Below are 11,468 nucleotides of genomic sequence, written 5' to 3' on the forward strand. Positions count from 1 at the left end.
TTTTCCGCGTAACTCCCGTCGGTTCAGCACCCGCTTGTCCGAGTTACTCGGGTTTTCCGCGTAACTCCCCCGTCCGGGCACGCGTTTGAACCGAGCTGCTCGGTTTTTCCGCGTAACTCCGCCGTTCGGGCCACGTTTGAATCGAGCTCCTCGGTTTTTCCGCGCAGCTCCACCAATGGGGCACTCGTTCGAGAGGAACTGCTTAGTTGCAAAGCCAAAAGGCGTTTCCTCCCTCGGCCGGACCGAGGAAGGAAACGCCTTTTTTGAGGGATGTGGCGAGCCGGCTGCGAACCGGCTGGCTCCGCCAGCGCGGAACGCCCGAGCTGTGGCGGGACCGCCTCTCGCGGCGGCGTCGCTGCGGCGGGACGCCTCTCGCGGCGGCAACGCTGCGGCGGGACGCTTCTCGCGGCGGCGGCGCGGCCGCAAGGACCGCGCCGTCCAGGCAGCTGAAGCTGCGCGGCATCGCTACAGCCGGATGCCTGAGCGCTCCAGCTCGGCGAGCAGGCGGCGCAGCGCCTCGCCGCGATGGCTGACGCGCTGCTTCTCCTCGACGCTCAGCTCGGCGGCGGAGCGGCCGAGCTCAGGCAGCCAGAGCAGCGGATCGTAGCCGAAGCCCCCGCTGCCGCGCGGAGCGTCCAGCACGAAGCCTTCCATCGCGCCCTCGCTCTCGATGTAGCCGTCCCGCTCCGGCACGTACAGCGCCAGCGCGCAGACGAAGCGGCCTGCGCTGAGCAGCCGGCCGCCGTCCGGCGGCGCGGCGGCGCGGCTGGACGCGTCCGCTCCGGCCGCCTCCAGCTCGCGCAGCAGCTTGGCGTTGTTGCGCGCATCCGTCGCGCCCGGCCCGGAGTAGCGGGCGGAGTAGACGCCCGGCGCTCCACCGAGCGCGTCGACGCATAGCCCGGAGTCGTCGGCGAGCACCGGCGCGCCGAGCAGGCGGCCGATCGTGCCGGCCTTGATGCGGGCGTTGGCGGCGAACGTGTCGCCGTCCTCTACCGGCTCGGGCAGCTCGGGGTAGTCCTTCAGGCTGCGCACGGACAAGCCGAGCCCGGCGAAGGCATGGGCGAATTCCTTCACCTTGCCGGCGTTGCCGGTGGCGACGACGATATAGCCCCCGCTCATGCTCGGCCCGTCCCGATGCGCGCGCCTGCGGCTCCAAGCGCCATCTGCTGAATCTCGATCAGCTCGCGGATTCCCTGCTCGCCGAGCGACAGCAGGCGGTCCAGCTCCTCGCGCGAGAACGGCTCCTCCTCGCCGGTGCCCTGCAGCTCCACGAACGAGCCTGCGCCCGTCATGACGAGATTCATGTCCACCTTGGCGCGGGAATCCTCCTCATAGTGCAGGTCCAGGCGCGGCTCGCCGCCGATGATGCCGACGCTCGTCGAGGCGAGGTAATCCGTAAGGGGATAGACGGCGAACGGCGAGCGCGCGTCGATTTTGGCGACCGCCAGCGCCAGCGCGACGAAGCTCCCGGTGATCGACGTCGTGCGCGTCCCTCCGTCCGCCTGCAGCACGTCGCAGTCGAGCGTGATCGTCCGCTCGCCGAGCGCCTGCAGGTTGACGACCGAGCGCAGCGCGCGCCCGATCAGCCGCTGGATCTCCATCGTGCGGCCGTTCACCTTGCCCCGCTGCGACTCGCGCTGGCTGCGCGTATGGGTCGCGCGCGGCAGCATGGAATACTCCGCCGTCACCCAGCCCTTGCCCTGTCCTTTCATAAAAGGCGGGACCCGCTCCTCGACCGAGGCGGTGCACAGCACCTTCGTGTCTCCGGCCTCGATCAGCACCGAGCCCTCCGCATATTTGTTCACGCCGACCGCGATCGCGACCGGCCTCAGCTGGCTCGGCTTGCGTCCATCCGATCTCATTCTGACTGAACTCCTCCTTCATTCGCATCCGTGCAAGTAGCCCCCATTGTAGCAGACGCGCCCGCGAAAATCATCCCGCCGCCTGCGGGCCTTCCCCATCCCGTCATGAGCCGGACGCGGAAAAGCCCGCTCCGGGCGGCCTGAGCCGGACGGAAGCGGGCTATCGCTGCGGCAAGGGTTTCCTGCCGGAATCGTTGGGCTAGGACTTGAAGGCGTTCAGCTGCTCCGGCCGGCTGACCGGCTCCGTGTACGACGTGTCGAGCTCATCCTTGAAGTCGGAGGCGCCGTTCAGCTTGATCTGCACCTGGTCGACGCCGGCGTTGTCGGTCAGCGACAGCACGACCGCGCGCATCATCTCGGCCGGAGCGACATCGCCTTTTTTGTACGCCTCGTCCTTCAGGTCGAGCGTGATCGTATCCTTGTTCTGCGTAATCTTGTCGACGCTCACGTCCTGCAGCCAGACGGGCAGCAGCCGGCTTTCCTCCAGCGGGCCTTCGGTGAGCTGGTCGAGCGCTGCCGTCAGCTTGTCGGTCGTCCGGGGAACGAGACGGGTGACCGGCACGAAGTAAGGATCGCCAAGCTCGGTCTTGCTGGAGAAATAAAGCGTCACCGGCGTGGACAAGCTGTAGTCGACTCCGCTGTCGGCCTCCAGATTGATGCCGATCGCGCGGGTGAGGGCGCGGTCGAGCGGATATTGGCCGACCGGCATTTCCTGCAGCCGCTCGCCTTCCTCCCACAGCTCCACGCCTTGAATGCCGTCCAGGCCCGTCAGCGTATACGTGATCGCCTCGAGCATCGTGCGCTCGTCCTGCTCGTTGTAGTCGCTGAACTGCTTGGAGAACTCGACCGTGGCGAGCTTCGTCTTTTCGTTGACCTGAACGTTCAGCACCTGCGTGCCTTGGGGAAGCACGCCGCTGAAGCCTTCAGGCAGCAGCTTCGAATAAGCGCCACCGTCCACGAGCAGCTCGAGCGCCTGCGCCTCGGCCGTCAGCTTGCTGTCCAGCTTGGCCTGAATCGTGACGGGAGCGAGATAGCCCTCGGCGTCCTTGAGGTAGACGGTCAGGCCGGATGCCTCGCCCTGCGCCGACACCTCGGCCGAGCCTGTCGCCGCCGCGGACGTCTGGCCGTCCGCGCCTGTAATGGCCGATCCGGTCTCGCCTTGCGGCGGATCGACGGCCTTGCTGTCCGACGGCGAGAACCAGCCGCAGCCGGCCACCATGACCGGCAGCGTCAGAGCTCCCGTCAACGCCGCCTTGCGAATCCATCTGTAGCGCTGCTGTTCCATGTTCCTGTATCCTCCCTTGGTTACCGGCCGCGTTTGCGCCGCCTGGTGGTACTAGCCCGTTTGTAGTACTATTTGTATGGGTTGTACCATCCTTTTAGACCAAGCTTGTTCCCAAAACCGTCCAAGGGGGTTTCCAGCATGTCCAAACCTGCCGCTTATGCCCTCAACAGCAAGGCTGTCGCCGAGGCGACAGCCGAATGGCTCGCCAAGCGAGGCGTGACAAAAGCCGAGATCGCCGAGCTGACCTTCTTCCTGCAGAAGGATTATTATCCGGACCTGTCTCTGGCGGAATGCGAAGAGAACATCGAGGCGGTCCTTTCCAAACGGGAAGTCCAAAATGCGATCCTGACCGGCATCCAGCTCGACCTGCTTGCCGAGGAAGGCCGGCTGCTGCCGCCGCTGCAGGAAATGATTCGCAACGACGAGGGGCTGTACGGCTGCGACGAAATTCTTGCCCTGTCCATCGTCAATGTCTATGGAAGCATCGGCCTGACGAACTTCGGCTATGTCGACAAGCTGAAGCCCGGCATCCTCGTCCGTCTCAACGACAAGCATGACGGCCAGATCCATACGTTCCTCGACGACATCGTCGGCGCGATCGCGGCAGCCGCCGCAAGCCGCATCGCCCACCGCAAGCAGGCCGAGCGCGAGGAAGCCCGCGGCGAGCGCCAGGACGACGTGCCTCTGCCCTAGGGCATGTTTGCAAACCTGCTCAAGGGCATCTATCACCGCCTTTTTGCCCCCTGCTTCATTCGGGGGATGCAAACACGCCCTAGGCCGGGAGCAGCACCGGCGCGGGAGCCGTCCGCCGGCCCGACCGACCCGATCGCCAAAAAGCGTCCCGCCCCGTGCGAACGGGGAAGGACGCTTTTTTTGACGCGTCTGCTCGTGAACCGGCCGGCGCCGAGCCAGCCCGGCAAGCCAGGCTAGAATGAAGCGAGCTCCTCCATCTCGACGACGAGCTGCCCGCCCTCGACGACGATGACGGTCATGCCCGTCCTGGAGCCGGACTCATGCTCCTCGCCGGCCTCCCAATAAGCGGCCTGGCCCGCCTTTACGGAAATCCGCTTGCCGTCCGCTCCGCTCACCCAGCCTTCCCCGTCGATCAGCAGGAACAGCTGGCTCGCCTCCGCGACATGCCTGCCGACGATGCCGTTCGCCTCGATCCGCACGCTGCTCAGCTGAATCCGCCCGTCATGACGGGTAATGCCGGAGAACATGACGCCCTGGCTCGAAAAGGCATCGATCGGCCACTCCCGGCCCGGCAACTGGTAGATCTTCATCCGCTCGACTCCTCTCGCTTCTTCTTTTGCCGGTCACGATCCTGCTGTCCGCCGCCGAAACGGCAATTTGCGGCGCCCTGCCTGCTGCTGCCCGCTGCTATCCGATGCCGTTCTCGCGAGCCACCCCGCGATAGCGGATCGCCCCGTCCGCGCGGAAGCGAGCCTCCGCCCGCCCGTCCCGCTCGAGGTAGGCGAGATGGGCCAGCGTCTCGCTGAGCGCGAAGCGCAGGTTATGGATGTTGCGCCGCAGATGGACGCCGAACTCCAGCTCGCACAGCTCGAACGCGCTGGCCTCCCCCCGCTCCGCAAGCAATCCGAGCAGATGCTCCAGCCGGCGCGCATGATGCTCGGCGATCTCGCGAGCCCGCTTGCCCGCGTCCGCGAACAGCTCGCGGTGGCCGGGATAGACGCGCTCGGTCGGCAGCTCCGCCAGCTCAGCCAGGCTCGCCAGATAGGAGCGCAGCGGATCGGGATCGACGCCGTCGCCCGGCAGCAGGCTGATGTTGGGCGTGATGCGCGCCAGCACCTGATCGCCCGCGATCAGCTCGCGCCGGCCGGGCTCGTACAGGCATACCGCGCCGGGAGCATGGCCCGGAGCGTCGATCAGCCTCCAGCTGCGGCCCCCGAGCCCGACGCTCTCTCCCGGCTCGAGATAGGACGGCTGCGGCTGCGGCTCGACCCGCTCGCGGAACGAATCCAGATGCGGTCCGAGAAGCGCGAGCAGCTCGTCCGGCATGCCGTGGCTGCGGAACCACGCTTCCAGCTCGCGCGGGAAGCGGCTGTCCGTTCCCCACATGCGGACCGCGTACCGATGCGCCTGCCGCGTCATCCAGACGGGACAGCCATGCTCCTGCTGCATCCATCCCGACAGGCCGTAATGGTCGGGATGCTGGTGGGTCAGCAGCACGCGGCGGATGTCTCCGCGCGCGATGCCGGCCCGCTGCTGCAGCTCGCGCCACATCGTCCGCGCATCCTCCGTATTGAGGCCGGGGTCGATGACCGTCCAGCCGCCGTCCGGCTCGGGGACGAGGTAGGCGTTGACGAAGCGCAGCGAGTACGGCAGCGGCACAGGTACCCGCAGCCAGCCCCCGCCAAGCGGCTCCGCCTGAAGCGGATCGCGTCCGGCTCCCATGCCCGGCCTGCCGGCGTCGCTCGCATCTCCCGGCGGCCGGCCGGAGGCGTCCACCGCTCCCGACGGCCGGACGGCTCCGGCTTCCGGCGCTTCGCCGTGCTGCCGGCGCTCCGTCATGGCCTCCGTCCGAACAGGACGAGGCGCTTCGAGCGCTCGGGCTCGTAGGGCTCGCCGTCATACCCGCCGCCAGTCGCCTCGAGCACGAGACCCGCTTCCGCCAGCGCCGAGCGGAACCACGGCTCGCCGAGCAGGCGCACGCTTTCCGTGTAGCGCCGCGGCTCGCCGCCTGCGGCATCCGTCAGCTCGATCTTCTTGACGACGCGCCCATGCTCGATGCAGCGGCGCTCGACGATGACGGTGCCGGTCTCCTCGTCCACCCGCCTCGACTCCGGCACGAGCGTGCTCTTCACCTGCTCGGCATTGAGGAAGTCGATGACGAACCGCCCTCCGGGCCTGAGAATCCGCCTCATCTCGCGCAGCACCTGCAGATGCTCCCGGTCCTCCTCGAAATAGCCGAACGAGGTGAACAGATTGACGGCCGCGTCGAACTGTCCGTCCTCGAACGGCATCCGGCGCATGTCTCCCTCGAACCAGGACACGGCCTCGCTGCCGGGCTGCGAACGCGCCTCCCGCAGCAGCGCCTGCGACAGGTCGAGGCCGCTCACCTCATAGCCGAGCCGGCTGAGCGCCAGCGAATGCCGGCCCATGCCGCAGCCGATATCGGCGATCCGAGCTCCGGGCCTCAGCTCCAGCCGCGCGGCCAGCCGTCCAACCTCCCGCTCCGCCTGCTCCCAGTCGCGATGCCGGTATGCGATCTTGTAATCCTCGCCAAAACTGCGCACGAACCATTCCGACAAGCCAGTCCACTCCTTCTTCAAGGACCCGCTTCCAGGCCCCTCTCTATCGTCCTGTTATTGTACTCCAACAGCGGCCGATCCGGCAAAGCTTGGCATAGACTGCCCGCCAGAGCGACATACTACGGCTGAACTGGAAGGGAGAGGAAGGACATGCTGCAGGCGATCCGCGAACGGTTCGCGAGCGCGACGGACGTCAAGACCCATCGGATCACGAACAGCCGCTTCATCGCGGAGGTCGCCTTCATCGCCACCCTTGTCGACGAGAGCAAGGTCAGCGACATGGTGCTCGTTCCTTTCGCCAAGGAAGAGGTGCCCTTCGACGAGCTGCTGCGCCGCAATCCGAATTTCCAGCCGCTGGACGATCCGGCCCGCTGGACCGATTCGCTGCTGCGCGGCTTCGTGCTCGTCAAGCTGAACTCGGCCATCTACAAGATGGACGCGGCCCGCATCATCCGCAATTCCACGCCGGAAACGACGGTCGAGAGCACGATCGAAGGCCCGCAGATCGCCCTCAGCGAGGACTTGATGGATTCGATCAACATGATCCGCAGCCGCTACGCCAGTCCCGACCTGCTGGAGGAGGAATTCACGGTCGGCTCGCTGTCCAAGACGCGCGTCGTCATGCTCTACGACCAGGTCCGCGTCGATCCGGCCGTGCTCGAGATCGTGCGGCTGAAGCTGCGCAGCATCCAGACCGACGTGCTCAGCGCGTCCGGGCAGCTCGCCAAGTTCATGAACGACAACCGGAAGCGGCTGTTTCCCGTCGAGATGGTCACCGAGCGCAGCGACCGGCTGTCCGTCGGGCTCAGCAAGGGCAAGATCATCGTCATGATGCAGGGAAGCATGTTCGCGCTGCTGCTACCGATCGTCTTCACCGACCTGATGAGCGCCACGGAGGACCGCTACGAGTCGTTCTGGACGTCCCTGCTGCTGCTGTCGCTGCGCTTCATCGCGCTGCTCATGACGACGACGCTGCCGGCGCTTTACATCGCGGTCATCTCCTACAATCCGGAGCTGTTCCGGGCGCAGCTCGCGTTCTCGATCGCCGGCAGCCGCGCTTCCGTGCCTTATCCGTCCTTCATCGAGGTGTTCATCATGCTGTTCATGATCGAAATGCTCGTCGAAGCGAGCGTGCGGCTGCCCAAATACATCGGCTCGACGGCGACGACCGTCGGCGGCCTCATCCTCGGCCAGGCCGCCCAGCAGGCCGGACTGGTCAGCAGCATCATGATCATCGTCACCTCCGTGATGGCGATCTCGAACTTCGTCATCCCCGTCTACTCGCTGTCGCTCTCGGTGCGCTTCATCAAATATCCGCTCATCGCGCTCGCGATCTTTTTCGGCCTGCCGGGCGTCGCGGGCGGCGTATTCGCCGGATTGATCTACCTGTGCAGCCAGCGCAGCTTCGGCAAGCCCTATTTCCGTCTGCGGCTCCCGATCGACTGGAGGCATGCGGACATCGGCGAGGTGAAAGCGGAGTGAACCGCTATTTTTATTACAGCTTCATCATGGTGGCGATGCTCAACCTGATGCTGTACGTCCCGTCGGTGCTCCTCGAGGAACGGATGACCGGCGCCGTATCCTCGCTGCTCGTGGCGATCGGGCTCGGCACGCTCACCGCCTATGCCGTCACGAGCGCGATGGCCCGCTATCCCGGGCTCGGCGTCCCGGAGATCCTCCGCCTCTACCTGCCGGAATGGATCGTGAAGACGCTGCTCTCGCTGTTCGCGTTCGTCTTCTTTTTCGCCTCCAGCTTCGCGCTCGTCGGCTATACGCTGCTCCTGAACCGCGTGCTGACGCCCGATCTGCCGGCGTGGAACCTGCTGCTCGTGCTCGGCCTGATCTGCATCTACGGGTCGACCCGCTCGTCGATGACGCTGCTGTTCCTGATGGAGATGACGATGGTGCTGACGATCCCGGTCATCCTGTTCATCCTGTTCAAAGGCATCCGCAGCCCCGACGTCGCCTGGAACGCCATCTATACGATCGCCCAGTACGTCACGGTGCGGCCGACGCTGACGAGCGTCGCCGCCGGCACGTTCATCTTCACCGGCTACATCAATCTGGCGATCTTCAACCGCCTCAATCCGCCGAACTTCCGGCTGAAGGGCCGCTGGCTCATTCCGCTGCTCGGCAGCGGCATCCTGCTGACGACGTTTTTCCTCCCGATCGGCTATCACGGCACGATGGCGGTCGACCGCTACATGTACGTCTGGACGCAGACCGCCGACTCGATGACGATGAGCTTCGGCTTCATCGAGCGCGTGCTGTTCCTGTTCCTGCTCGTCTATCTTGCGCTCACGCTGCTCTATACGAGCATCGGCTGGCATCAGGCGATCGAGTTCATCCATAGCCTGCGCAAGGACCGCAAGTTCGAGGTCGACTCCACGGAGACGCCGGCCTCGTCCTGGTGGATCGGCAGCATCTTTTTCGCGCTCAGCGTCGCCAGCATGTTTTTCCTGGATGAAAAGCTGACGCTCGCCGTGGCCGAGATCTGGCTGACCTTCCGCATGTTCATCGAGCAGGGAGCGGCGGCCCTGCTGTTCCTGCTGAGCTTCAAGCGTCCGCCGGACGCCGCGAAGGAGGCCGCCCATGATTCGGCTTGACGCGCCGCGCCGGCCTTCTCTGCCGCTGCGCGCCTTCTCGCGCCGGCTCGCGGCGCTGCTGCTCGCCGCCGCTCTGCTCCTGCAGGCGACGGGCTGCGGGTTCATCGACATCGACAAGCGCTTTTTCGTCGTCGCGCTTTCCGTCGACAAGTCCGGCAACGACAAAAAGCCGTACCGCATCACGATCCGGCTGTCGATCCCGAACTCCAAGACCGAGCCCGGCATGGAAAAGTCGCAGATCGAAACGATCGACGCCAAGGAAATATCCGAAGGACTGCGCATCCTCAAGTCCCGCGTGGACAAGGAAATCGACCTCGGGCATTGCAAGGTGCTGCTCCTCGGCGAGCAGCTGGCTCGCGACGACATCTCCGACGCGGTCGAATGGATGATGCGCCGGCGCGACATCCAGTCGTCCGCGTTCGTCGCCGTCGGCCAGCCGGACGGCCGCCGCATCCTCGAGCAGATGCCGCTCTCCGAGCGCTATTCCGGCAATACGCTGTTCCTCACCTTCGGCGGCGACGCCACCAAGTCCTCGTTCATCCGGCCGATCAAGCTGTTCGATCTGTTCCGGCGCATCAACGAGCATGGGATGGACCCGTATCTGCCTATCGTGTCGCTGACGAAAAACGGCTATGAGGTCGACCGGCTCGCCCTGCTCGACAAGACGCGCATCCGAGCCGTGCTCGGCCCCGATGAGACCCAGCTGTTCAACCAGCTCGACCAGCAGTACATCAACTCCACGATCAAGACGTCCTTTGAGGATCGTACGGTCATGCTGGCCGTCATGGACTTGACCGTGCGCGAGAAGATCAGGCGCGCCGGCGCCGGCCAGGGAACGCTCGACCTGAGCATCCATGCGGGCGGCACGCTTGAGGAAGGCCCGAACGACATCCTGCACCGGCATGCCGCCGTCGTCGAAGCGAGCTTCGAGCGCGATCTCGCGGCAAAAACGGAGGCTCTGCTCCGCAAAATCCAGCGCAGCGGCGTCGATCCGCTGCAGTTCGGCCTGCGCTTTCGGGCGACCCATAGGAGCAAGCAGGCGTTCGAGGAGTGGCAGGAGATGTACCCGACGCTGAAATTCCAGGTCCGGACCGACGTGGACATCCAAGGCGCCGGACGGATCAAATAAAAGAAGCCTGTCCGCCTAGAGGCGGACAGGCTTCAGCTTGTCTCCTTGCGCCAGCTCGCGCAGCGTGCCCGAGCCGGTGGCGAACATCGCCGTCCGCAGCTCGAACTCGATCTGCTCCATGCGGGCGGCGATATTCCGCGCGGCATCGCTGCCGGAGGCCGCGTCCGGCAGCAGCAGCCGGCCGAACCCGGCCAGATCGGCGCCGAGCGCGATCGCCTTGGCCGCGTCGACGCCGCTGCGGAGGCCGCCGGAGGCGATCAGCGTCGCTTGCGGCAGCCGCAAGCGGATCGCCGGCACGCATTCGGCCGTCGGAATGCCCCAGTCGGCGAACGCGTCCGCCGCTTCCGCATGCAGGCGGCTGCGAGCGCGATGCTTCTCGACCTGGCTCCACGACGTTCCGCCGGCGCCGGCGCAGTCGATGAACGCCGCTCCGGCATCGGCGAGCCGCTCCGCCGTCGCGGCCGATAGCCCCCAGCCGACTTCCTTGACGCCGACCGGAACGCCGCTGCTGCGGCATACCGTCTCGATCAGCCGCAGCAGCCCCCGGAAGTTCGTGTCTCCTTCCGGCTGGAACACCTCCTGCAGCGCATTGAGATGCAGCACGAGCGCATCCGCCTCGGCCATCTCCACCAGCCGCCGGCAGGCGTCCGCATCGAGCCCGTAGTTGAGCTGGACCGCGCCGACGTTGGCGATGATCGGCACGTCCGGAGCGTCGCGGCGGATCTCGAACGAGGCCGCGAGCTCCGGCTTCTCCCACGCCGCCCGCATCGAGCCGAGCCCGATCGCCCAGCCCCTCGCCTGGGCCGCTTCCGCCAAGCCGCGGTTGATGCGTCCCGCCTCGTCCGTCCCGCCCGTCATCGAGCTGACGAGCAGGGGCGCCTTGAGCTTGCGGCCGAGCCAGCTGGCGGAGAGGTCCACCTCCTGCCAGTCCAGCTCCGGCAGCGCCTCATGCTCGAAGCGGTAGCGGTCGAAGCCTGCTCCGCCGGACGACCGGCTCTCCACCTGCTCCTCGAGGCAGATCCGGATATGCTCGGCCTTGCGCGAGCCCGTATCCTCGCCTCCGGGCTGGCGATACGGTTCCGTCATCGCGTTCCCCATCCTTCCTTGTTCGGCCTGCGGCGCCGTCCTGCGCCGGCCTTTCGTGTCCCCATCATACCCGCTCAAGTGCCGCAGGGGCAAATGGCGCTTCTCTCGGCATCGACTTGATTGCATTGTTCAATTTTATGTACATTTCAATCAAATTTATTGTCACCGAGCTAGAAAGCGCGTAAACTAAAGGAAACCATGAGGGAAGTTTATCGGAGGGGAAGCTGA

The 11,468-nt window shown here is 65.9% G+C and carries 11 protein-coding genes; 4 read left to right on the top strand and 7 right to left on the bottom strand.

The features are described 5' to 3' along the window. Positions 1–465: 465 nt before the first annotated feature. The 3 genes from rdgB to H582_RS0114330 form a co-directional block, all read right to left on the bottom strand. Entirely contained in the window at positions 466–1,119 is a 654-nt protein-coding gene (rdgB, locus tag H582_RS0114320) for an RdgB/HAM1 family non-canonical purine NTP pyrophosphatase (RefSeq protein WP_028599065.1), read from the bottom strand. Then, on the bottom strand, positions 1,116–1,862 hold the full coding sequence (gene rph / locus H582_RS0114325; protein ID WP_028599066.1) for a ribonuclease PH: 747 nt from the start codon (positions 1,860–1,862) through the stop codon (positions 1,116–1,118). Before rph ends, rdgB begins: the two co-directional genes overlap by 4 nt. Positions 1,863–2,061: 199 nt before the next feature. Continuing rightward, positions 2,062–3,147 (bottom strand): GerMN domain-containing protein, encoded by a 1,086-nt coding sequence (locus tag H582_RS0114330; RefSeq protein WP_028599067.1) that lies wholly within the window; start codon positions 3,145–3,147, stop codon positions 2,062–2,064. Between the two features lie 138 nt (positions 3,148–3,285). Here H582_RS0114330 and H582_RS0114335 point away from each other — a divergent pair, with 138 nt between their 5' ends. Further along, on the top strand, positions 3,286–3,840 hold the full coding sequence (locus tag H582_RS0114335; RefSeq protein ID WP_028599068.1) for a phosphatidylglycerophosphatase A family protein: 555 nt from the start codon (positions 3,286–3,288) through the stop codon (positions 3,838–3,840). 233 nt (positions 3,841–4,073) lie between these two features. On the opposite strand, the gene H582_RS0114340 is transcribed toward H582_RS0114335, so the two are convergent. The 3 genes from H582_RS0114340 to H582_RS0114350 form a co-directional block, all read right to left on the bottom strand. Further along, positions 4,074–4,430: a cupin domain-containing protein gene (locus H582_RS0114340; RefSeq protein ID WP_028599069.1), complete on the bottom strand. Its 357-nt coding sequence runs from the start codon at positions 4,428–4,430 to the stop codon at positions 4,074–4,076. A gap of 97 nt (positions 4,431–4,527) precedes the next feature. Beyond that, positions 4,528–5,679, bottom strand: coding sequence for an MBL fold metallo-hydrolase (locus H582_RS0114345; RefSeq protein WP_240479024.1), 1,152 nt, complete (start codon positions 5,677–5,679; stop codon positions 4,528–4,530). Further along, a complete protein-coding gene (locus tag H582_RS0114350; RefSeq protein ID WP_028599071.1) occupies positions 5,676–6,419 on the bottom strand; it encodes a class I SAM-dependent methyltransferase in 744 nt (247 codons plus the stop codon). The genes H582_RS0114345 and H582_RS0114350 overlap by 4 nt, the downstream gene beginning before the upstream one ends. 150 nt (positions 6,420–6,569) lie before the next feature. Between H582_RS0114350 and H582_RS27695 the strand changes: the two genes are divergently transcribed. From H582_RS27695 to H582_RS0114365, 3 genes are read left to right on the top strand one after another with little or no spacing between them, the layout of a single operon-like run. After that, on the top strand, positions 6,570–7,901 hold the full coding sequence (locus tag H582_RS27695) for a spore germination protein (RefSeq protein ID WP_043111394.1): 1,332 nt from the start codon (positions 6,570–6,572) through the stop codon (positions 7,899–7,901). Next, a complete protein-coding gene (locus H582_RS0114360) occupies positions 7,898–9,025 on the top strand; it encodes a GerAB/ArcD/ProY family transporter (RefSeq protein WP_028599072.1) in 1,128 nt (375 codons plus the stop codon). The genes H582_RS27695 and H582_RS0114360 overlap by 4 nt, the downstream gene beginning before the upstream one ends. After that, entirely contained in the window at positions 9,012–10,154 is a 1,143-nt protein-coding gene (locus H582_RS0114365) for a Ger(x)C family spore germination protein (RefSeq protein ID WP_052333278.1), read from the top strand. Before H582_RS0114360 ends, H582_RS0114365 begins: the two co-directional genes overlap by 14 nt. Before the next feature lie 15 nt (positions 10,155–10,169). On the opposite strand, the gene fni is transcribed toward H582_RS0114365, so the two are convergent. Further along, a complete protein-coding gene (gene fni, locus H582_RS0114370; protein ID WP_028599074.1) occupies positions 10,170–11,240 on the bottom strand; it encodes a type 2 isopentenyl-diphosphate Delta-isomerase in 1,071 nt (356 codons plus the stop codon). Positions 11,241–11,468: the final 228 nt, after the last annotated feature.

The sequence above is a fragment of the Paenibacillus pasadenensis DSM 19293 genome (assembly GCF_000422485.1).
Classification (GTDB): domain Bacteria; phylum Bacillota; class Bacilli; order Paenibacillales; family Paenibacillaceae; genus Paenibacillus_O; species Paenibacillus_O pasadenensis.